The sequence below is a fragment of the Serratia sp. CY43202 genome (genome assembly GCF_052168755.1).
Lineage (GTDB): Bacteria > Pseudomonadota > Gammaproteobacteria > Enterobacterales > Enterobacteriaceae > Serratia > Serratia bockelmannii.
In genome coordinates this window covers 274,941-298,414 of record NZ_JBJNMB010000004.1, presented here as the reverse complement: position 1 = coordinate 298,414, position 23,474 = coordinate 274,941, and the positions used below count along the sequence as shown (strand labels likewise).

At 57.1% G+C, this 23,474-nt stretch carries 25 protein-coding genes and 3 tRNA genes; 12 read left to right on the top strand and 16 right to left on the bottom strand.

The genetic code is table 11. From position 1 onward, the window contains the following. Window positions 1–57: 57 nt before the first annotated feature. From ACJ8J5_RS10605 to ACJ8J5_RS10595, 3 genes are all read left to right on the top strand, one after another. Window positions 58–1,686 carry a GMC family oxidoreductase gene (locus tag ACJ8J5_RS10605; protein WP_197780640.1) on the top strand — a complete coding sequence of 543 codons (1,629 nt, stop codon included), beginning with the start codon at window positions 58–60 and terminating at the stop codon, window positions 1,684–1,686. Window positions 1,687–1,855: 169 nt separating this feature from the next. Next, window positions 1,856–1,981, top strand: a complete 126-nt coding sequence (locus ACJ8J5_RS10600) for a hypothetical protein (protein WP_414104609.1) — start codon at window positions 1,856–1,858, stop codon at window positions 1,979–1,981. A gap of 105 nt (window positions 1,982–2,086) precedes the next feature. Continuing rightward, window positions 2,087–2,356: a hypothetical protein gene (locus ACJ8J5_RS10595; RefSeq protein ID WP_025302371.1), complete on the top strand. Its 270-nt coding sequence runs from the start codon at window positions 2,087–2,089 to the stop codon at window positions 2,354–2,356. A 67-nt stretch (window positions 2,357–2,423) separates the two neighbouring features. On the opposite strand, the gene ACJ8J5_RS10590 is transcribed toward ACJ8J5_RS10595, so the two are convergent. The 3 genes from ACJ8J5_RS10590 to ACJ8J5_RS10580 all read right to left on the bottom strand — a co-directional run bounded on the left by ACJ8J5_RS10590 (window position 2,424) and on the right by ACJ8J5_RS10580 (window position 3,815). After that, the gene (locus tag ACJ8J5_RS10590) at window positions 2,424–2,975 is read right to left on the bottom strand and encodes a hypothetical protein (protein ID WP_025302370.1); all 552 of its coding nucleotides are present in this window, start codon (window positions 2,973–2,975) and stop codon (window positions 2,424–2,426) included. Beyond that, the gene (locus tag ACJ8J5_RS10585; RefSeq protein ID WP_025302369.1) at window positions 2,941–3,222 is read right to left on the bottom strand and encodes a hypothetical protein; all 282 of its coding nucleotides are present in this window, start codon (window positions 3,220–3,222) and stop codon (window positions 2,941–2,943) included. The genes ACJ8J5_RS10590 and ACJ8J5_RS10585 overlap by 35 nt, the downstream gene beginning before the upstream one ends. Before the next feature lie 140 nt (window positions 3,223–3,362). Next, window positions 3,363–3,815, bottom strand: a complete 453-nt coding sequence (locus ACJ8J5_RS10580; RefSeq protein WP_025302368.1) for a PaaI family thioesterase — start codon at window positions 3,813–3,815, stop codon at window positions 3,363–3,365. A 237-nt stretch (window positions 3,816–4,052) separates the two neighbouring features. Between ACJ8J5_RS10580 and ACJ8J5_RS10575 the strand changes: the two genes are divergently transcribed. Continuing rightward, complete coding sequence (locus ACJ8J5_RS10575) at window positions 4,053–5,393, top strand: anaerobic C4-dicarboxylate transporter (RefSeq protein WP_025302367.1); 1,341 nt, start codon at window positions 4,053–4,055, stop codon at window positions 5,391–5,393. 176 nt (window positions 5,394–5,569) lie between these two features. Here ACJ8J5_RS10575 and ACJ8J5_RS10570 read toward each other — a convergent pair. The 3 genes from ACJ8J5_RS10570 to ACJ8J5_RS10560 all read right to left on the bottom strand — a co-directional run bounded on the left by ACJ8J5_RS10570 (window position 5,570) and on the right by ACJ8J5_RS10560 (window position 7,181). Then, a tRNA-Leu gene (locus tag ACJ8J5_RS10570) sits at window positions 5,570–5,655 on the bottom strand. 10 nt (window positions 5,656–5,665) lie between these two features. After that, window positions 5,666–5,739: transfer RNA gene (locus tag ACJ8J5_RS10565), tRNA-Cys, on the bottom strand. A 548-nt stretch (window positions 5,740–6,287) separates the two neighbouring features. Next, a complete protein-coding gene (locus tag ACJ8J5_RS10560; protein ID WP_368906567.1) occupies window positions 6,288–7,181 on the bottom strand; it encodes a LysR family transcriptional regulator in 894 nt (297 codons plus the stop codon). Window positions 7,182–7,285: 104 nt separating this feature from the next. Between ACJ8J5_RS10560 and ACJ8J5_RS10555 the strand changes: the two genes are divergently transcribed. Together ACJ8J5_RS10555 and ACJ8J5_RS10550 are read left to right on the top strand one after the other, a co-directional pair. Continuing rightward, a complete protein-coding gene (locus ACJ8J5_RS10555) occupies window positions 7,286–8,473 on the top strand; it encodes an isochorismatase family protein (protein ID WP_201260719.1) in 1,188 nt (395 codons plus the stop codon). 453 nt (window positions 8,474–8,926) lie between these two features. After that, on the top strand, window positions 8,927–9,112 hold the full coding sequence (locus tag ACJ8J5_RS10550) for a hypothetical protein (RefSeq protein WP_406903145.1): 186 nt from the start codon (window positions 8,927–8,929) through the stop codon (window positions 9,110–9,112). Window positions 9,113–9,260: 148 nt separating this feature from the next. On the opposite strand, the gene ACJ8J5_RS10545 is transcribed toward ACJ8J5_RS10550, so the two are convergent. The 4 genes from ACJ8J5_RS10545 to uvrY form a co-directional block, all read right to left on the bottom strand. Further along, a tRNA-Gly gene (locus ACJ8J5_RS10545) sits at window positions 9,261–9,336 on the bottom strand. Between the two features lie 144 nt (window positions 9,337–9,480). Continuing rightward, on the bottom strand, window positions 9,481–10,029 hold the full coding sequence (pgsA, locus tag ACJ8J5_RS10540; protein ID WP_004927937.1) for a CDP-diacylglycerol--glycerol-3-phosphate 3-phosphatidyltransferase: 549 nt from the start codon (window positions 10,027–10,029) through the stop codon (window positions 9,481–9,483). 58 nt (window positions 10,030–10,087) lie between these two features. Further along, a complete protein-coding gene (gene uvrC / locus ACJ8J5_RS10535; RefSeq protein ID WP_025302361.1) occupies window positions 10,088–11,920 on the bottom strand; it encodes an excinuclease ABC subunit UvrC in 1,833 nt (610 codons plus the stop codon). After that, window positions 11,913–12,569, bottom strand: coding sequence for a UvrY/SirA/GacA family response regulator transcription factor (gene uvrY / locus ACJ8J5_RS10530; RefSeq protein ID WP_004927947.1), 657 nt, complete (start codon window positions 12,567–12,569; stop codon window positions 11,913–11,915). The genes uvrC and uvrY overlap by 8 nt, the downstream gene beginning before the upstream one ends. Window positions 12,570–13,271: 702 nt before the next feature. On the opposite strand from uvrY, the gene ACJ8J5_RS10525 reads away from it, so the two are divergent. Together ACJ8J5_RS10525 and ACJ8J5_RS10520 are read left to right on the top strand one after the other, a co-directional pair. Continuing rightward, window positions 13,272–13,496 (top strand): DUF2594 family protein, encoded by a 225-nt coding sequence (locus tag ACJ8J5_RS10525; protein WP_004927950.1) that lies wholly within the window; start codon window positions 13,272–13,274, stop codon window positions 13,494–13,496. Between the two features lie 121 nt (window positions 13,497–13,617). Beyond that, entirely contained in the window at window positions 13,618–13,959 is a 342-nt protein-coding gene (locus ACJ8J5_RS10520) for a GlpM family protein (RefSeq protein ID WP_025302360.1), read from the top strand. Between the two features lie 17 nt (window positions 13,960–13,976). On the opposite strand, the gene ACJ8J5_RS10515 is transcribed toward ACJ8J5_RS10520, so the two are convergent. Next, window positions 13,977–14,408 carry a hypothetical protein gene (locus ACJ8J5_RS10515; protein WP_025302359.1) on the bottom strand — a complete coding sequence of 144 codons (432 nt, stop codon included), beginning with the start codon at window positions 14,406–14,408 and terminating at the stop codon, window positions 13,977–13,979. A 170-nt stretch (window positions 14,409–14,578) separates the two neighbouring features. Beyond that, window positions 14,579–14,893 carry a hypothetical protein gene (locus ACJ8J5_RS10510; RefSeq protein ID WP_127146676.1) on the bottom strand — a complete coding sequence of 105 codons (315 nt, stop codon included), beginning with the start codon at window positions 14,891–14,893 and terminating at the stop codon, window positions 14,579–14,581. Between the two features lie 542 nt (window positions 14,894–15,435). Here ACJ8J5_RS10510 and ACJ8J5_RS10505 point away from each other — a divergent pair. Then, window positions 15,436–15,795, top strand: coding sequence for a hypothetical protein (locus tag ACJ8J5_RS10505; RefSeq protein WP_025302358.1), 360 nt, complete (start codon window positions 15,436–15,438; stop codon window positions 15,793–15,795). Between the two features lie 40 nt (window positions 15,796–15,835). Here ACJ8J5_RS10505 and ACJ8J5_RS10500 read toward each other — a convergent pair whose 3' ends face one another. The 4 genes from ACJ8J5_RS10500 to ACJ8J5_RS10485 are packed head-to-tail and all read right to left on the bottom strand — an operon-like array spanning window position 15,836 to window position 19,425. Then, window positions 15,836–17,104, bottom strand: a complete 1,269-nt coding sequence (locus ACJ8J5_RS10500; RefSeq protein WP_025302357.1) for an NAD(P)/FAD-dependent oxidoreductase — start codon at window positions 17,102–17,104, stop codon at window positions 15,836–15,838. Next, on the bottom strand, window positions 17,097–17,357 hold the full coding sequence (locus ACJ8J5_RS10495) for a (2Fe-2S)-binding protein (RefSeq protein WP_025302356.1): 261 nt from the start codon (window positions 17,355–17,357) through the stop codon (window positions 17,097–17,099). Before ACJ8J5_RS10495 ends, ACJ8J5_RS10500 begins: the two co-directional genes overlap by 8 nt. Next, on the bottom strand, window positions 17,354–18,478 hold the full coding sequence (locus ACJ8J5_RS10490) for an NAD(P)/FAD-dependent oxidoreductase (RefSeq protein ID WP_167325000.1): 1,125 nt from the start codon (window positions 18,476–18,478) through the stop codon (window positions 17,354–17,356). The genes ACJ8J5_RS10495 and ACJ8J5_RS10490 overlap by 4 nt, the downstream gene beginning before the upstream one ends. Further along, window positions 18,478–19,425, bottom strand: coding sequence for a 4-hydroxyproline epimerase (locus ACJ8J5_RS10485; protein ID WP_147823352.1), 948 nt, complete (start codon window positions 19,423–19,425; stop codon window positions 18,478–18,480). The genes ACJ8J5_RS10490 and ACJ8J5_RS10485 overlap by 1 nt, the downstream gene beginning before the upstream one ends. 389 nt (window positions 19,426–19,814) lie before the next feature. Between ACJ8J5_RS10485 and ACJ8J5_RS10480 the strand changes: the two genes are divergently transcribed. The 3 genes from ACJ8J5_RS10480 to ACJ8J5_RS10470 all read left to right on the top strand — a co-directional run bounded on the left by ACJ8J5_RS10480 (window position 19,815) and on the right by ACJ8J5_RS10470 (window position 23,469). Then, on the top strand, window positions 19,815–20,669 hold the full coding sequence (locus tag ACJ8J5_RS10480; protein WP_025302353.1) for an AraC family transcriptional regulator: 855 nt from the start codon (window positions 19,815–19,817) through the stop codon (window positions 20,667–20,669). 208 nt (window positions 20,670–20,877) lie between these two features. Then, window positions 20,878–21,798: a dihydrodipicolinate synthase family protein gene (locus tag ACJ8J5_RS10475; RefSeq protein ID WP_049204282.1), complete on the top strand. Its 921-nt coding sequence runs from the start codon at window positions 20,878–20,880 to the stop codon at window positions 21,796–21,798. A gap of 54 nt (window positions 21,799–21,852) precedes the next feature. Beyond that, window positions 21,853–23,469 (top strand): aldehyde dehydrogenase (NADP(+)), encoded by a 1,617-nt coding sequence (locus ACJ8J5_RS10470; RefSeq protein WP_414104608.1) that lies wholly within the window; start codon window positions 21,853–21,855, stop codon window positions 23,467–23,469. Window positions 23,470–23,474 lie beyond the last annotated feature (5 nt).

Genomic DNA, 23,474 nt, shown 5'->3' with positions numbered 1-23,474 from the left:
GCTTCAGGGTTTTAGTCTGCAGAACACACACTTTCTGCCCGCTCTGGAGACTCTGCCATGAAAGACTTATCACGCCGTCAGCTGATATCAAAAACGCTTGTCGCTTCAGCCGCCGCCACGCTCGGCGCTTCCACATCGGTTTCCGCATTATCGGCGCAATCACAACCGGCCCAACGGACCAGAGAGACATCCCCTACTTTCGACGTAGTCATCGTCGGCGGCGGTTCCGCCGGCGCGGTGATGGCGGCTCGCCTCAGCGAAAACCCTGCGCGCCGGGTCCTGCTGTTAGAAGCCGGGCACAGTTACGCGCCCTACGATTATCCGCGCCTCATCGCGGACAGCGACGTCCTCGGCGCCAATGGCAACCCGGAGTTCGAATGGGGATACCGGACAGAACCCGGCTATGTCAGCCACGCGATCGGCGCTATCCGCGGTAAAGTCTTGGGTGGCAGTTCAGGCGTCAACGGTGCCGTGGCGATCCGCGCCCGTCCGGAAGATTTCAACCGCTGGGATCTGCCGGGATGGGGCTATCAGGACCTGCTGCCCGCCTTCAAAAAACTGGAGACTCGTCATGGCCTGCACGACCGCGCAATCCATGGCGATAGCGGCCCTTTTCCCGTCGTGCAACTCACATTGGATGACATCACGCCAATGCAACGCGCTTTCGTCGCCGCCACGCGCGCCAACGGCTATGACGCGATTGACGATTTTGATGGCCCTTCAGCCAATGGCGTCGGCCCCTACCCGATGAATATCGTCAACGGCGTACGCGTTAACACCGGCATGGCCTATCTGGATGAGAAAACCCGCGCCAGAGACAATCTTACCCTCCGTGCAGATACGCTGGTCGACCGCGTGATATTTGACGGGCAGCACGCGATCGGCGTCCGCCTGGCCAGCGGCGAAGAAATCCATGCCGCTGAAGTGATCCTGAGCGCGGGAACCTACGGTAGCGCCGCCGTTTTGATGCGATCCGGCATCGCGCCTGCGCAACAGTCGAAGCGTCTGGGGATCCCCGTCGTCGCCGATCTCCCCGTCGGCGAAAACCTGGTCGATCACCCCTTTTATTACAATGCCTACGCCGCCCGCCCCGATGTCATCGGCAGCCAATCGCCGGTTATCGGTGCCAAGCTGTGGACCCACAGCAGCCAGGCGGAACCGGGAGAGCTCGATCTGCACATTACCGCGACGCATCTGTTTCCTCATGACCAAAGCCCTACCGGCGTCGGTTTTGTCTTGGCGGTGGCGCTGACTCGGCCACAATCCACCGGACGAGTCTGGCTGGAAAGCCGCGATCCAGCGGCAGCCCCTCACATTGACCTTAACTTCCTGGCGCAAGAGAGCGACCGCGTTCGCTTGCTGGAGGGGGTTAAACTGGCGCGAAAAATAGGGCAAACCGCTCCGCTGTCTACGCTTATCCACAGCGAGCTTGCGCCCGCTGCAGACAGCGACGAGGCCATTCTTGCCTCGATGGTGGCGACGTTGGATACCTATCATCACCCGACCTCTTCCGCGCCGATGGGAAATGCCGGCGAACCGAAGGCGGTCGTTGACCTTCAGGGCCGCGTACACGGCGTATACGGGCTTCGGGTCGTCGACGCATCCATCTTCCCCGACGTTCCCTCCGTCGCCACTAATGTGACGACGATCGCCACCGCCGAGCATATCGCCCGACACTACGCCTGACCGTTTGGCGGCAAGATAGGCTGTTGAAACCCGGCCGGTCATCCTGATGGCCGGCCTTCGCCATTCCGCAGCGGCACAATCGAAATAACGGCGGCACATTTTATCCTGCCGGGAAACGATGTTACCCTCGTGGCCACCGTCACCTCTGCAAAACATTCTCATGGGAAAAATGGATCTTCCCGTCATCATCGGCATCCTGGTTATGCTAACCCTATGGCTCGGCGCGCTCTTCAACATCGGCGATCTCAGCCTCACCATTTCGCGCCTGTTTCACTGGTTCGAAAGCCAACGTTGATAACCTGGGTTCGCGATAACGCAGGCAGCGAGCAAACATCGGCTATGATTGAAAGACGTTACGTCATTTTCCGAGACTGTCGCGCGCGATAAAGAGGACCGCATCATGACCGACTATGGATTCTACAATCAAATCCTGACCCGGCTGGCCGCCAATCACCCCGGCACGCTGGATGAGAAAACCTACGAACTGTGGAAGCAGGACGCCACCAGCCCGCACGCCTTCGCCGATCCCTTCGCCTATCTCAAAACCAAGGGGCTGATACAGGCCTATGTGATGAGCGACATCGACGAGAACAACTATGATATCGACCCGCATCAAACGCGGATCACCGCCGCCGGCCTTGAATTCATTCGCAACGGCGGGTTTAAATAAGGGGGATACGCGCCAACAAAAAACCGCCAGACGGCGGTTTTTTTACTCTAAAAGCACCCGGACCGGCTCAGGCGGGGAAAGGCCGATAAAAAATGCGCAGCACTTCGTTATCACCCTGGCGTAAAAAACCGCCTTCCGGCTGCCAGCGCAGATCGCGCGCCAGATTGAGATTTTCCCAGCCGACCGCGCCCCCCACGCCGATGCAAAGATTTTTATTGCCTGCGGCAAATCCCGCACCGGTACCGATCATGGCATGCAGCAAACGGGGCGCAGCCGCGTCGCGCAGGGAGAATATGCCGATAAAACATCCCTGCGGCGCGCGCAGCATATCGGCCATAGTGCGGATCTCGGTATCATCCGGGCTAACGAAATGTTTGTATTGCTTATCGAACACCGTCTGCCACAACTGCTTGTATTTCGCCTTGCTGAGCGCGCCAGAACGGTGAGCACAAAGCACCACCGCATCCCAGCACATCTCCCCGCTGAGCGAAAGATACTCTTCCGTATCGGTTTGCGGCTTATCGGCGTAATGCCGTGCAAATTCGGCCGCATTCAAATGCGGCGGCACGGCCTGTTTGGCAACGTCACTCTTGTAGCGCTTGAAATTCAACCAATGCATGGGGACTGTCCTCTTCACCCTCTAGATTAATGAACCTGAAGCCGTGGATGAGACGAGCCATCAAATCCAGAGCGTCGTCGGCGATGGCGGTTTCGTCGTCATTCAGCCCCTGTTCCACCGAGCGCTCAATCGCGTTCATCACCGCCGGAGCGCTGGTTTCTTCCCCCTGCGCCACCACGTCTAATACGGCTTTGCCGATCGCCAGACAAAGCTCATGATCAAACTCAACCTCTTTATACGGCTGCATAACCACCCCGATAAATTTTTACCCAAGAATACTAGACCACAATGGCGTATCGCGCCTGTCATCGTAGCGCAGCAAGGTATGCAGCCGAAGAGAAATGCATCAGGCCCCGGGTTGATAGCCCGAAGCCCGATAAAGGCAGGTTATTGCGGGGCTTGATCGGTAGGACGAATGATAAAACACGTGGCGGTTGCCGAGGCCAGCAGCTTCCCTTCAGCCGTTTTGAGCGTGCCTTCGGCGAAAGCGACATTTTTCGACGCATAGACCAGACGCCCCTCGGCGATCAGATCACTCTCCTTTGGCACCGGGCGCAACATTTTAACCTGCAGATCGACGGTGCCATAACCAATCCCTGCGCCCAGCGTACTGTGCACCGCGCAACCGGTCACCGAGTCCAATACCGTAGCGGCGAAACCGCCATGTACGCCCCCCAACGGATTCAGATGGCGCCCGTCTGCTCGCGCCACAATACGGATATACCCCTCTTCAACCGCGTCCGGTTTCATGGGCACCGTTTCAGCGATTGAAGCCGGTGGAATTTTGCCGGCCATCGCAGCCTGTAATAACGCCAACCCCGTCATTTTTGTCGGATCCATTGCTCTCTCCTCTGGTGGTGAACCGGTTATATAGGAGAGGTCTGACCTCTTGACTTGCTTTTTCGTGCTGATGTCGTCAGCCGCCTGCTCTTCAGATTCTCTGAACGTGACCGCCATCACTCTTTAGAGTTAATAACCACAATTTTTTAGCGCCTTTAGATTTAAAACAACTTTCTGCTGTAAACGCCGCCGGAAACTGAACGCAGTTAAGTTCAACATTATTAAGGCGTATCTATCATGGATTTCTTTCTGCAATTAGCGGTTATATTGGCATGCTTGCTGTATGGGGCGCGTAAGGGCGGCATTGCGCTGGGGTTACTGGGCGGTATCGGTTTGATGATCCTGGTGTTCGGCTTTCACCTGCAGCCCGGCAAACCGCCGGTAGACGTGATGCTGGTGATCATCGCGGTGGTGGCGGCCTCCGCCACCCTGCAGGCCTCAGGCGGGTTGGACGTCATGCTGCAGATCGCCGAGCGGATGCTGCGGCGCAACCCGCGTTATGTCTCGATCATCGCACCGTTCGTCACCTGCATTCTCACGATCCTGTGTGGCACCGGCCATGTGGTCTACACCATCTTGCCAATCATCTATGACGTGGCGATCAAAAATAACATCCGCCCGGAACGGCCGATGGCGGCCAGCTCGATCGGCGCGCAGATGGGCATTATCGCCAGCCCAGTCTCAGTGGCGGTCGTTTCACTGGTGGCGATGCTCAGTAGCTACACCTTCAATGGCCGCCATCTGGAATTCCTCGATCTGCTGTCTATCACCATACCTTCCACCCTGTGCGGCATTCTGGCGATCGGCATCTTCAGTTGGTTCCGCGGCAAAGACCTGGACAAAGATCCCGAGTTCCAGAAATTCATCTCGGTGCCGGAGAACCATCGCTACGTTTATGGCGACGCCGCCACCCTGCTGGACCGGGTATTACCGCGCAGCAACTGGATCGCCATGTGGATTTTCCTCGCCACTATCGCCCTGGTGGCGGTGCTGGGAGCCTTTTCCGACCTGCGGCCCAGCTTCGGTGGCAAGCCGCTCTCCATGGTCCTGGTGATCCAGATGTGTATGCTGATGGCCGGGGCGCTGATCGTCATCATTACCCGCACCAACCCGGCGTCTATCTCTAAAAACGAGGTGTTCCGTTCCGGCATGATCGCCATCGTGGCGGTGTATGGCGTCGCCTGGATGGCGGAAACCATGTTCGGCGCGCACCTGGCGCAGATAGAAGCCACGCTGGGCGTGCTGGTGAAAGAGTACCCTTGGGCCTATGCGCTGATCCTGCTGCTGGTGTCGAAATTCGTCAATTCGCAGGCCGCCGCACTGGCGGCGTTGGTGCCGGTGGCGTTGGCAATCGGCGTCAACCCGGCCTATATCGTCGCTTCGGCGCCGGCCTGCTATGGCTACTATATTTTGCCAACCTACCCCAGCGATCTGGCGGCGATCCAGTTCGACCGCTCCGGCACCACCCGCATCGGCCGCTTCGTGATCAACCACAGCTTTATTCTGCCCGGCCTGATCGGCGTCAGCGTCTCCTGCGTCTTCGGTTGGATCCTCGCCGCGGCGTTCGGTTTCTTATGAGTTGTACTTCGGAGCCCTGCTGGGCTCCCTGCAAGCAGGATGACAATCCAAGGGGATGGGTATGATAAGAAAGGAAAAATGCAGGTGTAATACGAATTCCAGAAACAAAAAAACCGCCTCTCGGCGGTCTACGACATTACTACTTATTGCTTTGATTATTCGGTATTTTTATTCCCTGGTACCCGGGGCGGGACTTGAACCCGCACAGCCATAAGCCGAGGGATTTTAAATCCCTTGTGTCTACCGATTTCACCACCCGGGCTCGGGAAAGTTGGAGGCGCGTTCCGGAGTCGAACCGGACTGGACGGATTTGCAATCCGCTACATAACCGCTTTGTTAACGCGCCTTTATTCTGTTTGCCTTTTCAGGCCAAAGCCGGTGATTCACCCACTTCGTTTTGTTCTTTTGGTTGGCGATGTTGAAATCGCTTATCCTAATCATCTGATTCTTAAGTAATTTATTTCGTTACCGCCGAATCGATGGACTGCATTATGGACTAAACCCCCCACCTTGGCAACCCCCCGAAATAGCAAAAAGTTCTCTAACGCTTTCAACTGCTTATTTTGTGGGCGCACTGTTCACAATGCCGACGGAAAGGCAAGCGGAATGTTGATTTTATATGCGTCGGCTCGGGAATTCACGGGCAAATCGGATCTTTTTTTCTCTACAGGAATCGCTTACCCGCGCCCTCCCCGGCTTTTCATTTGCTTATGATCATAGGGTAGCGTGCAAAACATCATCATGGGGACATCGCGCAATCTTCGGCCCACACGCATAGAGTCGCCGGCAACAGTGAGACAGACTATCTGCCCGTCACACCTTCTGCTTTCCCTGACCGCAATTCCTCGCCCCTGACAGCGATTGCCGCATCGTTCGACAGATACATCAAGTCGGCTAAAGCCGGCTACCGAGTTCGAGTAAGAAATCGACAGCCAGTCTGTTTCGGGCAGAAGCATGACGCGCCTTTTCATACACTACAGACAACGGCGCGCCGACGCTGTCAAACTCGTTCAGCACGGTGACAAGCCTACCTGCAGCTAACGCCGGTGCCACAACGTAATGCGGCGCCTGGAGAATGCCCTGCCCACCTTCGGCCAATGCCAGCAGCACGGCGACGTGATCGCTGGCCAGTGGTCCGATAGGAAAGTGGCGATATGCTTCCCCGGATCGGGAGAATGTCCAGGTACGAAACTGGCCGCTATTGGCCATGATATAGCGTAGGCAAGCATGTTCGCCAAGATCGCTGGGGAAACTGGGTGCACCATGCCGCTGCAGATAAGCCGGTGCCGCAACGGTCAGGAAACGATGTGGCGGCAAAGCGCGCGCAACCAGACGAGAATCCGGCACTTCGCCCAACATAACAGCCAGATCGAAACGTTCGGCCGTCATGTCAACATGTCGGTCGGTCAATGTCAGCTCGATATCTAGTCCCGGATGGGCAACCAGCCACTCGCTGAGTGCCGGCGCAACCACGCATTGACCAAAACTCACCGGTACACAAATCCGCAGTTTTCCGCGCCACGGTTGGGCGCTACCACCCAGCAGACTGCGTCCGTCTTCAATGGCCGTCATGCCTTGCCTGCAAACGTCGAAGAAAACTTCGCCATCGCCGGTCAATGTGATCTGCCGCGGTGAGCGGTGGAATAATTTCACGCCAAGTTCTGCTTCCAGACGCGCCACCGACTTGCTCACCGCAGAAGGCGTAATACGCAGCACACGTGCAGCGCGCGTGAAGTTACCGGCTTCGGCGGCTCTGACAAAGGTGCTGATATCACTGAATGGATCCATTCTTATTATTCCCTTAATTCACAGTAACTTTGATTATAAAGGCATTATCATTCCTGTTCATCATCCATATAGTTATTCCTCCACTAACTGATGAGGGATACAACATGTTGAAATTTACCAACGGTCTGTTTTCGCGACTATGTTTGCTTTCTACTATGGCTGTAACGGCAAGCCAAGCCGCAGCAGCTGTGGCTACCACAGCGCAACACTTAATACCGCAACAGCAGCCGAGAGAAGAGCGTGCGGCGCTGGTCATGATCGAGTTCGTCAATGAGTGGCTGGATCCGCAAGGTAAGTTGCATGGTTTGATCCAGGACAAGCGATCGCTCGCCCGTTCCCAGGAAGCGGGCAAACGCGCCCTGGAGGCTGCTCGCCAGGCGGGGATGCCGGTCATTCACGCTACGCTGCAACTGTCGCCAGACTACCGTGAAGTCGGGCGCAAACCATTTGGGCTACGCGGCGCCATCCCCAAAGCCGGCACCTGGCAAAAACAGGATAAAGGCTGGCTGTTCTATCCACCATTCGCTCCGCGATCAAATGAGTTTGTCATCAGCGGGCGTGCGGGTGCCAGCGCATTCGCCGCCTCCGATTTGGACAACTATCTGCGCGGGCAAGGCATTACCCGGCTGTACCTGGCCGGTTACGCCACCCACGTCTGCATCGAGTCCACATTACGCGCCGCACACGATCTGGGCTATGAGCCAGTGATCCTCAGCGACGCGACGGCCGCTTTCACCACTCAGCAACAGCAACACGTTCTGAACGACGTAGTGCATCATTTTGGCTGGGCCATGATGACACAAGCGTTTATCGAAACTCTGTCTTTCGGCGATCAGACAGCACTGAAAGCGAGCTCCACCACTGCCCCGGCGCCCGCACCGGAAAGAGTCCAATCGCTACGTCTGCTGACGGCCCCAGGCCAGAAAATCCCCGGCGTCTCCGGCGCTGTGCAAACACAGAGTGGCCTGCTGTTTCTCAGTGGCCATGTCCCAGTAACTGCTGACAACAAAGTCCCTTTAGGGCTGGAGAAGCAATTGGAATTGGCATTCAAGAATTTGAACGACACACTGCAGCATGCGGGCAGTTCACCCGAAAATATTGTCAGAATGACGCTGTACGTGCGCAATTATCGTCCCGATCAGTTGGCCACAATTCGCAAGATCCGCGATCGTTGGCTCAAAGGGCATGAATCCGCCAGCGCCTTGATCGGCGTAGAAACTCTGTTCCGACAAGATGTGCTGGTCGAAATCGATGCGGTTGCTGTACCCGCCGCGTCTCAAACCGCAGTCTGACCTCGTTCGTTGACAAGTTGGAGGGAAGAAGGTTATCGCACCGCCGTTTTATTAAATACAGCGGCGCGATAAAATGACGGTCACCTCCAAACTCACCGTAGCAGGAGGAATATTGATCCCAGAGCTTGCTGAGACATAATGTGGCCGTTCATGGACCCATTGCGAAATGACCAAGAAGTCAAATCGGTTACGCACTCAGTCCTCCGCAAGCAGGGAGCCTCAGCGCATCAGCAATCGTTCTCCATCGGCCGACACCGCCATGAAAGTTCGCGATAATCTCATTGGCGTCCGCAGACCTCGATCGGAAATAATGAGCGACTTCACGAACCAACTCAAGATCCAAAGCGTTGTCTGCATCAGTAATACTGAGCTTCATACCATTGACGAAAGGCACAGGGTTCATATTGTAAGCTTCAGACAGCCGCCACCCGCTCCCCGGAGCCAGAAGACACCATGGTTGCGCAAGTGATCTTCTGTGTTCGAGACAAGGATATTGAGAACGATCGGCGGCCAACGTTCACACAGGTCGACATAGGTCTGCAAACCCTGCTGAATAGGGATTTCGGCCACTTCCAGAGGCCGCCCCGAGCCAACATCGTCACCATCAACAGCCTGCTTCTGGGTATCGCCGGACAGTAAAAACGGCAGCACAGGCTTCGCGCTCGCATCGATAGACTAAAAGTGTTGGCTGGGACTGGATCCAAGCGAGTGGATTTAGAGTGCAAAAAAGGGGCCGAAGCCCCTTTCTCATACCTGCCGAATCACGAGGATTCAACAGGCCAATGTTTGGAGCGGGAAACGAGGCTCGAACTCGCGACCTCAACCTTGGCAAGGTTGCGCTCTACCAACTGAGCTATTCCCGCATTACCAGAACTGACTGATTTCTTTGCTATCTTTCGGCAATTCATCGTTGTCGTCTGATGCGATGCATTCTACTTACCTGACGTGATGAGTCAATAAAATTGTTGGCGCATCACGATCGTTTGCCGATTTTTGCAGCGTATCGATCACGGTTCCAGCAGATCGTTGCGTGCCGCGTTCAAATATTGGAACATCGACCAGAAAGTCAGCACCGCCGCGATATACAGCAAACCAATCGCCACATACTCTACGGAGCGATCCGGCCGCCACAGCAAGCCCACCAGCGACATCATCTGCGCCATGGTTTTCACTTTGCCAATCCAGGACACCGCCACGCTGCTGCGTTTGCCAATTTCCGCCATCCACTCACGCAGCGACGAAATGATGATTTCACGGGCGATCATGGTGGCCGCCGGCAGCGTGATCCACCAGCTGTGGTAGTGCTCCGCCACCAGCACCAGCGCCACCGCCACCATCACTTTGTCCGCGACCGGATCCAAAAACGCCCCGAAGCGCGTTGTTTGTTTCCAGCGGCGTGCCAAGAAGCCGTCAAACCAGTCGGTGACGGCGGCAAACACAAAGATAACGGCGCAAACCATCGGAGCCCAGTTGAACGGCAGATAAAACGCCAGCACAAAGAATGGGATCAGAACTACGCGAAACAGGGTAAGCCAAGTCGGTATATTCAATTGCATAATGCTACGGTAACTATCTGGCTAGAGTGGAAATTAAGAGTATGTTGCTACATTGCCCTCAGTGTTTCAATGCATTGTAGATCTTTTCTGCCAATGCTTGTGAAATACCCGGCACTTTTGCAATTTCCTCCACGCTGGCGTTCAACAAAGGTTGCAGTCCGCCCATATACTTCAACAGCACCTGGCGCCGTTTCGGCCCTACGCCTTCAATCAGCTCCAATGCGCTGGTATTTCTGACTTTCGCCCTTCTCTGCCGGTGACCGGTAATCGCATGATTGTGCGAATCGTCGCGGATGTGTTGGATCACATGCAGCGCCGGCGAATCCGGCGGCAGAGAAATTCCCTCGCCTTCCGGGACGAAGAACAACGTTTCTAACCCGGCCTTGCGGTCGGCGCCTTTGGCAATGCCGATCAGCAATGGCTTATTCTTGTCCCAGGTGACGTTCAGCGATTTGAATACCTCGATCGCCATGCCGAGTTGCCCTTTACCGCCGTCGATGAAGATGACATCCGGGATCTTTTTCTCTTCCAGCGCCTTGCCGTAACGGCGCTTCAGCACCTGCGTCATCGCCGCGTAGTCATCGCCAGGCGTGATGCCGCTGATATTATAGCGCCGATACTCCGCTCGCACGGGGCCGTTACCGTCGAACACCACGCACGAAGCCACGGTCTGCTCGCCCATGGTATGGCTGATATCGAAGCACTCCATGCGGTTGATTTCCGTCAGGTTCAGCACCTTGGCCAATTCCGCCAGCCGCTGATGAATAGTCGACTGCTGCGACAGCTTGGTCGTCAACGCCGTTGCCGCGTTGGTGCGCGCCAGCTTCAGATAACGGGCGCGATCGCCGCGCGGTTTGCTTTGAATTTGGATCTTGCGCCCCGCCAACTCGGAGAGCGATTCCGCAAGCAGGTCTTTTTCCGGCAGGCTGAAATCCAGTAAGATCTCGCCGGGCAGCGTGCGCGCCTGGCTGCCTTGCAGATAGAACTGGCCAACAAAGGTCTGCACCACCTCGCTCATCTCCGTACCACCCGGCACTTTAGGGAAATAGCTGCGGCTGCCCAGCACCTTGCCCTGTCGGATGAACAGCACGTGCAGGCACGCCATACCGGCATCGAACGCCACGCCAATCACGTCCAGATCGTCGCTGTCGCCCGACACGAACTGCCGCTCCGTGACGCGGCGTACGGCCTGAATTTGATCGCGAATGCGCGCCGCCTCTTCGAAATTAAGCAGTTTGCTGGCTTCTTCCATGCGCGCAATCAGCTGGTGCAATACCTGTTGATCTTTGCCTGAAAGGAACAGCCGCACGTAGTCCACCTGCTGCCGATATTCTTCTTCACTCACCAGGCCGGCGACGCAAGGCCCCAGACAGCGGCCGATCTGATACTGCAGACACGGACGTGAACGGTTGCGATACACGCTGTTTTCGCACTGGCGGATCGGGAACAGCTTCTGCAGCAGCGCCAGCGTTTCGCGTACGGCGTAAGAGTTGGGAAAAGGCCCGAAATATTCGCCCTTGGCGTGTTTGGCGCCGCGATGCACCGCCAAACGGGGATGGGTATCCGCGCTGAGAAAAATCAGCGGATAAGATTTATCGTCTCGCAAAAGAACATTATATCGCGGTTGGTACAATTTAATGTAGTTATGTTCCAACAACAGCGCTTCCGTTTCGGTATGGGTAACCGTTACGTCTATTTGCGCGATATTTTTAACCAGCGTCTCGGTCTTACGGCTGCTGACCTGCTGCCGAAAGTAGCTGGCGAGACGCTTTTTCAGGTCTTTGGCTTTACCGACGTAGATCACCGTCCCCGTGGCGTCGTACATACGATAGACGCCGGGTTGGCTGGTGACGGTACTCAGGAAGGCTTTGGCATCAAAACGATCATTCACTGCTTAACAACGTCTCCGCATTGAACAATCCATGTCGGATGGCCAGGTGAGTCAATTCGACGTCGCCGCTGATATTCAGTTTGCTGAACATGCGGTAACGGTAGCTGTTCACCGTTTTTGGGCTGAGACTCAGTTGCTCCGAGATCTCATTCACTTTTTTGCCTTTGGTTATCATCAACATGATCTGTAACTCGCGTTCAGACAGGCAGCTGAACGGCGTTTCAGCCTGCGGCTCCAGCTGACTCAAGGCCATCTGCTGAGCGATGTCAGACGCGATATAGCGCTGCCCCGCATGCACGGAACGCAAGGCGTTAATCACTTCTTGCGGCGCGGCGCCCTTGCTCAGGTAACCGGCGGCCCCCGCCTGCATCACCTTCGCGGGCAAAGGATTTTCAGTATGGATGGTCAACATGATGACTTTGACGTCGGGCGCATAACGCACAATCTTGCGCGTGGCTTCCAGCCCGCCAATGCCCGGCATATTCATGTCCATCAGCACGATATCGACAGCGTTGCCACGGCACCATTTTACGGCGTCTTCACCGCACTGGGCCTCACCGACAACTTTTATACCTTTGATATCTTCAAGAATGCGTCGTATCCCTGCGCGCACCAGTTCGTGGTCATCAACAAGAAGAACGCTAATCAAGGAAAAATCTCCAAAAAAAGGGAGTAACGCAATCGGCCTCTGTTTTCGCCAGAGATATTACTTGTTTTTCAGACAAGAATGAACACAGATTAATACATACTTTCGAATAACTTTGCGGAGCAGAGCTGATTTTTCAATTTTAGCCGTCTATGCCGCCGATAAATCGTCACGTCGGAAAACATCAGGCGACGAAAATAATTCCGCGGCGCTGTACCAGACACAGGATAGCGCGACAATCATGCTGCGAGTGAGAAATCTGTGTAAGCAATCACGACATGAATAATATTAACACGGCTATTGGCTATTTGTAATCATTTGATATTTAAAGGCGTAGCAAAATCCGCTGCCAACGCGGGTCTGGCAACCCACGGTCGAAACTATTATTCCCGGCAAACGCCGCTAAAATCGGTGTACTACGCTCCAAATAATTATAATAACCCCATCGTTCAACAATAACGTGCCGGACAAATACTTGTTAACCACCTCGAAATAACTTGCCGATAGAGGATGATTCGGACAAGCAATGAGCGAACGTTGCCCACCCGAGTGACCGGAGCAAGCCCGGTGCAGATGATGGACGCATGCTATGCTATACTCCGCGCCCAGTTAAATTCGCCACCGCGCGCGACAACTGTTTAGCCCACGCGCGGTGCGCCAAAGCAGCTTGTATCAGGCTACGGCCTCAAAAAATCAGGAGAGAAAATGAGCAACGTTGATTTCACTACGTCTGCAAACCCGGAAATCTTGGCGACCGAGGTTGCCTGCCTCAAAGCTACGCTGACGCTGATCCTGAAGTCGATCGGCCAGGCCGACGCCGGGAAAGTCATCATCAACATGGAACGTTTCATTGCCCAGATTGAAGATCCGACTCAGGCGGAAATCTTCAAGAACAGCATTCAGCAAATCAAGCACGCTTACCGCCAGTAAACGTTGCCTCTCAGACCCGCGTTTCATGCGGGTCTGTTTTTCCCCGCGCTACGCAACACGCCATTGATCTTGCACAGACTTTCGGGCAGTGTGTTGACTTTCCCCCACACCCGAGACCGTTATGGGCATCCTTGTCAAAGCGCTGATCGGCGCGCTGGTCGTGGTTCTGATTGGCCTGTTGGCCAAAACGCGCAACTATTATATCGCCGGTTTAGTCCCGCTCTTCCCCACTTTTGCTTTGATTGCGCATTATGTTGTCGGCAGCGAACGTTCAATAGCGGCGCTAAAAACGACGCTGATTTTCGGCATGTGGGCGGTGTTGCCCTACCTGGTGTATTTGATTTCGCTGTATTTCCTGATTAACAGTCTGCGGCTGTCGTTAGCGCTGGGCGCGGCGGTACTGTGCTGGATTGCAGCGGCGTGGCTACTCATTACGCTGTGGGGATGGTGGCAAGGGCGTTAACGCCCTTGCCGGAAATGTTACGGCCGCCCTGCCTGCAAAACGAAGCCTCTCTGCCGATCGCCCGCGATACGCAGATAGCGGCTTTCACCGGCGCGCAGCGTCATCGGTACACTGCCGCCGGTCTCACGCCAAATACACAGATTATTCTCGATCATATCTTGCCCGATACTGACCGTAATATTGCCTGGCGGCACGCGAAATTCTGCTTTCTCTTTCGACCCCAGCGAAGCGGCGAACTCCCCATTCACATAGACGCCGGTGCGACAGCTCCCCGCTAGCATTCCGCTGTCGCGCACCACCACTACCGTAGCGTAAGGCGTATCCGGGATATTCTGATAGAGCATCAGACGGCTTGGGGGCGGCAATTCAGCCTGTTGCGGCGGTACGACTTGAGTCGCACATCCCGTCAACAGTGCAGAGGCAAATAACAACGCGGCGTAATGCTTCATCCTTGGCTCCTGAAGAAAATAATGCTTATCGTAACAAGAGAATAGCTGTCTCCAGTAGCATTCATACTGCAGAGACGAAAAAATCGGATAACTTCCCACTCACCCACAAACCGGCAGGAATAAGAAGATTCTGCATTAAAGCTATTGAAATAAAGGCGATTCTTGCAGATTTAAAACTTGACCATGCCACGTTGGATATCTGCCGCAAAAGCACCACTGACGTAACTGAAACCATCCTGTGTGACGTAAACTCGGGTATGACCGGTCTCTGATAACACCGCCACCATATATCCCAGGCTGATCATTTCATGTGATGGAACGTTCATTGGGGTTAGAAATCCGCGTCCGCGGCACCACTGATAAAAGCGAGTTCGCCCATATCCCAACACGGCCCCCACATCGGAGAGGTGCTTGAAAGTATCATAATCCTCTGATGGTGAAGGTAAACCGTCATGACTTTCAGGCGTTTTCTTTATCCCAGACAAAATAAACTCCTTTTTTGACGCTGTCGCGTACGATTACCCTTCCTCTAAAATGAATTTAAAAAATCCAAATTTAAAATGCAAATGAATTCCCTGTAACTAAAAGCCTTCCCCAGAAAAAACCCGAAAATAAAACCCCAATAAAAAAACAGAAATAAAAAAATAGAGTATTAATACCGAGTATTAAATCCTTGGCATGGGTAAATATCCTAAATAAAAATAATAGTCAGGCAAGATAAGAATATACTTAGCATGCGTATTATTTCACTCATCAAAACGATGCAATTGCGCTCGGATCATTACGGCATAAAAAGAATGAATAAAACCAGCACCACATCGACCCACCTTCGTCGTGTGGTCGCAGATCCCTACAGACTTCCCCAATGTGCCACATCCTCTCTCAACGCGGCACTTCCTCAATCATACCTAAACAATAACCATTATCATTTCCAATTATTCCGCCAGTTTATTACACTTTCCTACCTCGCCAGTTAGGAACATTCCTAGTCGGAGAGCCTCAGGACAGAGAAAGAGTTAGGGACACCATGAAGAATTACCGTTGTTTGATTGTTTTGCCGCTTTTGATGATGACCGCCTGCACCCAATGGGAAAGGCCCGGCGCGGTCGAGAGTACCCGGGATGCCGAATATGCCGAATGCCGCAGCCGCGGCTACGATCGTTTTCCGCCGGACGTGGTGCGGGACGTGGAGTTCAGCTACGAAAACAAATACATCCCTTGCGAGAAAAATAAGAAAGATTGCCCATCGGGATACCGCTATGACAAAGAGCCGTCGATTAAGACGGTGCAGACCGACCGCAATCAGTCCGCCCGAAACGCCACCATCGAAGCCTGTATGTACAGCAAAGGTTGGCGAGAGAAAACCTACTATTGGCCGCAATGGTGATGTGGCGGCGTTTGCCTAGGGTGACATGCCGCTAATCCATTCAGCCGTCGTCATCACTTCGGTTCAGCCCCAGCGCAACCAGTGTTTCCGCCCTGACCGGCGTTAAAGGCACACGCGGCGGTGGCAAAGGCCAGCCCAAAAGCTGCCTCGCCGCCGCCGCGCAGACTTTACCCTGGCATGCCCCCATGCCACAGCGGCTACTTAGCTTAGCCGTGTTCCAATCCGGCTGATGGCGGACCTGTTCCAGCGCGACGTCTTCGCAGCGGCACAGCAGCGTCTGCGGTTTGGCCAGAGAATTCATGCGTTCATCGAGCGTAAAAGCGGCCGCTGTCGCCGTGGCGAAACGCCGCCACCGCTGCCGCTGCGCCATCATAAAATCGGCTTTTTCCTTCTGGCCGGTGGCGGCATAACCGGCGATGGCGCCTTCGGTGAGCGCCAATTCACTGCCGCCGATGCCGGTACATTCCCCGGCGGCATAAATTTGCGCCTGGCTGGTTTGCTGACAATGATCCACCGCTACGGCACCGTGTTCTATCCGACACCCCAGCAGCATGGCCAACTCAATGTTCGCCACCAATCCAAAACCGCAGGCTAACCTGTCGCAGGCGATCGTTCTTTGCCGCCCACCGTTATTGACGTGCACCGAGGTTAAACGGTCTTGCCCCAACGCCGCCAGCACCCGGCTACCGGCACGATAACGATGCGGCATCAGAGAAAACGCCTGATGCAGCTTGGCTGGCCAGCGCCACAAGCCGCCCGCAAACGCCGCCAACCGCCAAAGCGGTGCCTGCTCAGCCACCAGCACCACCTCGCCGCCGGCCTGTTTTACGCTGTTCGCCACCGCCAACAGCAGTGGACCACTGCCTGCTATCACTACTCGCTCACCGCGGATTGTCAGCCCTTGCTTGATTTGCGCCTGTAGACCACCGGCGCCGGTCACCCCCGGCAGCGTCCAGCCGGGAAACGGCAACAGGAGTTCACGAGCGCCATTGCATAAAATCAACTTTTGATAGCGAATCACGCCACAGCCTTCGGCATCTTCATATGCCAATCGGTTAGCGCCACACTGCGCCACCAGCTTGCAGCCGGACTGCAGCGCAATATTTTCCTTCGTCACCACCGCCTGCCGATAGCGGTTCGCCATTTCAGGCAATGCCACCTGCGGTCCATCGCGCCAGATTTGTCCGCCTGGATGTGGATTATCATCAATCATTCGTACCTGACCACCACTTTCCGCAGCGGCCAGCGCCGCCGCCATGCCGGCCGGCCCAGCGCCGACGATCAGCACCTCACAGTCGAAGTTACTCATCATCGCTCCTCTCGATGCGCATGCCGGCTTGGCACAGCGTCTGGCACGCCAGGCGACGCAGACCGTTAATGGTCACCCGGCACTCCTGACAAATGCCCATGCCGCAAAAGGGGGCCCGTGGTTGGTGTGAAATCGACAACCGGCAACGATCGTCACCGCACAGGCTGAGTGCCGCAGCAACGCTGAGGCCAACCGGCACCCGCCGGTGCTCTCCATCGATACTCAACGAGAGCGTATTTTGTCTTTCATTCATACAGGCAGCTCCTCGACGGCAAACGCGCGCGCCGCCAAATAGGGGGAATCATCAATCTCCGGCGTTTGCCGGCCGATCTGCGCAGTAATCAGCGCGGCACTACCAAGGGCGGTTGTGACACCCAATCCCTCGTGCCCCAGCGCCAACCACAGCCAGGAATGCCGCGGATGTGCGCCCAACAACGGCAGCCCGTCTGCAGAAGCAGCGCGCAGCCCGGCCCAGCAGCGAATGATGTTCATCTGCGCCAGTGCGGGCAAGAAATGCTGCGCACGCTTGAGCATCGCCGCCAACACTGGCATGTCCAACGCCGAATCGACGGCATCGAACTGGCGGGAAGAGCCGATCAGCCATTGTCCGGTGGGCCGTGCCTGCACATTGAATGCCACCGACGTACCGTCGCTGGCATGCGCGCTGGCGCCATATCCCAACTCCACCAGTTGATGCCGCACCCGCGGCGGGTAGCGATCGGTGATCGCCAGATGGCCCTTCTTGGCGTGCAGCAAAGCCTGCGGCAATAGGCTATTGGCCCTAAGGCCACAGGCCAGGACTACCAGTGGCGCAGCCAGGCGCCTGCCATCCGCCAGCCTCACTGCCCCTTCCTCCAGTGCTGTCGCTTCACCATGTACCACTTCGATCGCCGCACTACCGTCGTCCAACAGCCAGCGAGCCACGAGCGGCGCATACACAATGCCGTCGGCCGGCACCCGCAGCCCACCGGCCAGGCCGTGCCGCAGCATCGGCTCCACGGCGGCGATCTGCTCCGCCGTCAGCAGTTCCGCAGTCACACCCTGCTCCGCCAGCCGCGCCCGCTTTTGTTCGGCAATGCCCATTTCATCCGTTTTATCCGCCAGCCATAGCGTTCCGCAGCCGCGCCAGGCACACGCTTGCGGCATCCGCCCCGTCACTTCACGCCATAACCGCAGCGAATAAGCGCTCAACGCCAGCTCAGCCGGATTATCGTCCATGCATACCAGATGCCCCATGCCGGCGGCGGTCGCACCTGCGCGACGATCGTCCACTACCGAGACACGATACCCTTCCCGCGCCAACCGCCAGGCACAGGCAGCGCCGATGATGCCGGCGCCGATCACGATGACATCTGCTTTCTGTCCGGTGCCCATCAGCGTATTCCCCAGACAAAGGGATCGCGTTCGTCGAGCAGCAGTTGGCTATCGGCACACACATAGGCCTGCCCGCGAATAAAAGGAGTAATACGTTCGCCATTCCAGCGGTAATAGGCCTGGAATTCGCTACCGATCACGCTGACCTGCCGCCACTGCGTTTCCGGTGGCAGTTTGCCGTCCGCCGCCAGACACGCCAGTTTGGCGCTGGTACCGGTACCGCACGGAGAACGATCATAGGCTTTGCCGGGGCACAACACGAAGCTTCGGCTGTCGGCCTGCGGATCGTCACCGAACAGTTCGATATGGTCTATCACTCCGCCGTCTTCACCGCAGATGCCCGCCTGTTCCAATGTCTGCCGCACCGCCCAGGTGAACGCGGTCAATGCCTCCAGATTTTGTCTATCGATAGGTAACGGCGACTCGCCGATCAGGAAGAACCAGTTACCGCCCCAGGCGATATCCCCCGTCACCGGCCCGTATCCCCCAACCTCAAGCCGCACCTGGCGACGGTAACGATAAGCCGCCACGTTCTCCACCGTGACGCTGCCGTCGTCATGCAGCGTGGCGTTTACCGTGCCGACCGGGGTCTCGATGAGATGGCTCCCGGCGTGGATCCGCCCCAGGTGCGCCAGCGAAGCGATCAGCCCGATAGTGCCGTGCCCGCACATACCCAGATAGCCGTTGTTGTTAAAGAAGATCACCCCAGCGGTGGCCTGCGGCGAGCAGGGGCGACACAGCAGCGCCCCCACCAGCACGTCATTGCCGCGCGGTTCGAGCATCACCGCGCAGCGCCAATCGTCATAATGTTGCGCGAAACGCGCCCGCCGTTCCGCCATGCTGCCCTCGCCGAGATCGGGAAACCCTTCCACGATCAGACGTGTCGGCTCTCCGCCGGTATGAGAATCGATCGCCCGCAAAGCGGTGATATGCGCAGAAAGTGCCATCGGCGTCTCCTGAGTTAATGAGATGTTACCAATGGCATTAGCCTGAACGAATGTGGGCATGGCGGCTTGATGCGTTTCGGCGCGGCGAATGAAGAAATCAGCACAGTGATAAAAGTCAGGTCTGACGCGGCGCGGGTATACGCTTAACGAATGCCATAATAATGACTTATTTATCATATTGTTATTTCCATGCTAAACCTTTGTGTAGCGAGAAACACCGCAGTTTTCAAGCAACTGCCAAACACCGCCCGGCAAAAGTATGCGGCAATCCGCATATTTAGCAGCCGGCCGGAAATAGCGCTTGCTTCGTTACAGAAAAGTTAATATTGATGCGAAAGTGCCAACCTGGCCCGCCTGTTTTTCCGGCTAACGACCGAAAAGGGACTGTTATGCGATCCACTTCAGACTATCAGCCTCCGGTTTCTCTCTCGCCGCCTTCGCTTGTTGGGTTGCCGGAGCAGGAGGACGTTTTTGCCGTCGAACATCTGTCGCGTCTGTGCGACGGACTGGCGCAACAGCGCCCGAACAACCTGCGCGATCTGCTGAATACACTGGCGCTGATCGCGCCGTTGCTGAACGCGATCCCGAACGTGGTGTTCTTTATCAAAGACGCCCAGGCTCGCTACCTGCTGGCCAACCTCACGCTGGCCAAGCGCTGCGGTTTCAAAACCGTCACGCCGCTGCTGGGCAAGACCTCCGCCGACGTTTTTCCCGCTCAGCTCGGATCCGGCTACACCGAGCAGGATCTGCGGGTATTGCGCCACGGCGTGCTGATCCAGGATCAACTGGAGATGCACCTGTACAATGGCCGAGAAACCGGCTGGTGCCTGACGCAAAAGCTGGCGCTGTATGACGCGCAGGGAAGAATCATCGGTATGGCGGGTATTTCTCACGACCTGCAGGAGGCCAGGGCCAATCACCCGGCCTACCAACGGCTGGCGGCGATCGACGTGCATATCCGCCGCCACTACGCGCGACCGATCGCGCTTGAAGAGCTGACGGCGCTGACCGGGTTGTCGGTGGCGCAGATTGAACGCTACTGCAAACGTATCTTCCACCTCACCCCGCGCCAGATGATCCATAAAGTGCGGCTGGAAAAGGCCACGGAACTGCTGGCCGGCGATCTGCCAATCACCGACATCGCGCTACAGTGCGGCTATACCGATCACAGCGCCTTCAGCCGTCAGTTCAAAGCGATGACCGGCTCCACGCCGCGCGATTTCCGCCTGACGCTTTCCGCTTAACGCGCTGATTTACCTGGTTACCTCCCTCTCCTCACGGCGCACCGGCGCCTGGTTTTTTCATGCCCGCTTTCCGCCGCCATTGTGCCAATTTCGTCGCGGCAATCGGCGAAAAGCGTCAAGCCTCCCTGCGCAATACCGGTCAATCTGTCGGTGAGCCTTACTAAAGATTCACTTTTCATTAACACTTTCGGACGACAGGACAAACACTATGAGCCATAAAGCCATAAGCTGGAGCGGCGTATTCCCGGCGGTGACGACCCAGTTCCGCAACGATTTCTCTCTGGACCTCGACGCCACCCATACGGTGATCAAAAACCTGGTGCGCGACGGCGTCTCCGGTCTGGTGGTGTGTGGCACCGTCGGTGAAAACACCTCGATGACGATGCAGGAAAAGCTGGCGGTGATCGAAGTGGCGAGAGACGCCGCCGACGGCAAAGTGCCGGTGATCGCCGGCATCGCCGAGTTCACCACCGCCTTCGCGCAGAACATGGCGCGTGAAGCGCAAAAGGCCGGTGTCGATGGCATTATGGTGATGCCGGCGCTGGTTTATTCCGCCAAGCCGCACGAAACCGCCGCGCACTTCCGCAGCGTCGCCGGCGCGACCGATCTGCCGATCATGGTCTACAACAACCCCCCCATTTACAAAAATGACGTCACACCCGACATCCTGACCTCGCTGGTCGACTGCGAGAACATCGTGTGTTTCAAAGACTCCTCGGGCGATACGCGCCGCTTTATCGACCTACGCAACGAAGTCGGCGATCGCTTCGTGCTGTTCGCCGGGTTGGACGATGTGGTGCTGGAAAGCATCGCCGTCGGCGCGCAAGGCTGGATCTCCGGCATGTCCAATGCTTTCCCGCGCGAAGGGGAAACCCTGTTCCGTCTGGCTAAGGAAAAGCGCTATGAGGAAGCATTGGCGCTGTACAGCTGGTTCATGCCGCTGCTGCACCTCGATGCCCGCCCCGATCTGGTGCAATGCATCAAGCTCTGCGAACAGCGGGTTGGCCGCGGCAGCGCCGTCACTCGCCCACCGCGCCTGGCGCTGCAGGGGGAAACGCTCACCGAGATCAATGCCGTGATCGATAAAGCGCTGGCCACTCGTCCGGCGCTGCCGAACGTCGGCCTGTAACGCCTTCACCGCCCGGCCAGGCCGGGCGTCGCTCTTTATTTACCGGGGGAACCCATGCCCAACGAACGCCACGTCGCCATCAGCGGCCAACAATTTATCGGCGGCCAGCGCCGCGCCGCAGGGGAAGCTGCGCTGCTCAGCCTGCGCGCCGACGACGGTCAGCCGACCGGCTACCGCTTCCACCAGGCCACGGCAGCAGAAACCGCCGCCGCCGCCGAAGCCGCCGCCGCGGCCTTTGTGCCCTATTCGCAACTCAGCTCCGAGCAACGCGCGAACTTTTTGGACACCATCGCCGAGGAGCTAGAGGCCTTGGACGAAACCTTCTTCGCCCTCGCCACACAGGAAACGGCCCTGCCGGCGGCGCGCTTGAGCGGCGAACGCGCCAGAACCAGCGGTCAGATGCGGCTGTTCGCCACGCTGCTGCGGCGCGGCGATGTCGAAGGCGTGCGCATCGACTGCGCGCTGCCGCAGCGTTCCCCCCTGCCGCGCCCCGATCTGCGTCAATACCGCACGGCGCTCGGCCCGGTGGCGGTATTCGGCGCCAGCAACTTCCCGCTGGCGTTCTCCACCGCGGGCGGTGATACCGCCGCCGCGCTCGCCGCCGGCTGCCCGGTCGTGTTCAAAGCGCACAGCGGCCATATGATTACCGCCGAGCTAACCGCTCAGGCGATCGAGCGCGCACGGGAACGCACGGGGATGCCCGCCGGCGTCTTCAACATGATCTTCGGCAACCGCGTAGGGGCCGATTTGGTAAAACACCCGGCGATTCAGGCGGTGGGATTCACCGGCTCGCTGCAAGGCGGCCGGGCGCTGTTCGATCTGGCGATGCAACGTCCCCAACCTATTCCGGTCTTCGCCGAAATGTCGAGCATCAACCCGGTAGTGATCCTGCCCAAGGCGCTGGCGCGGCGCGGGCAGCACATCGCGCAGGAACTGGTCTCTTCCTTCACGCTCGGCTGCGGTCAGTTCTGCACCAAGCCCGGCGTGATCGTCGCGCTGCGCGGCGCCGCCTTTGATCGGTTAACCGAAACGATGAGCGCCCTGGTCAACGCCGCCGAGCCGCAGCCGATGCTGAATGCCGGCACCCTGGAGCACTACCGTCACGGGCTGGCGGCCCTCGATGCCCACCCGGGTATGCGGCGGCTGGCAGGCCGAAGCGAAACGCCTGCTTTTCGGGCGGCGGCGCAGCTTTATCAGGCGGAGGGGGCGCTGTTGCTGCAGGCCGACCCGCTGCTGCAACAGGAGGTCTTCGGCCCGGCCAGCATCCTGGTGGCGATGGATAACGAAGCGCAGCTGCATGCGGCGCTAACGGCATTGCAAGGCCAGTTGACCGCCACGCTGCTGGCGGACGACGACGATCTCGATATGGCCGCCGGGCTAACGGCACTGTTGGCGCGCAAAGCCGGTCGGGTGCTATTCAACGGGTACCCGACCGGGGTGGAAGTGTGCGACGCCATGGTGCACGGCGGCCCTTACCCGGCGACCAGCGACGCACGCGGCACCTCGGTAGGCACGCTGGCGATCGAGCGCTTCCTGCGGCCAGTTTGTTTGCAAAACACCCCTGCTGCGCTGTTGCCGCCGGCGCTGCAGGACGCCAACCCGCTCAACCTGCTGCGACTGGTTAACGGCGCTTACACCCGAGATCCCCTGGTTTCACCTGCCCAACATTAGCCCGG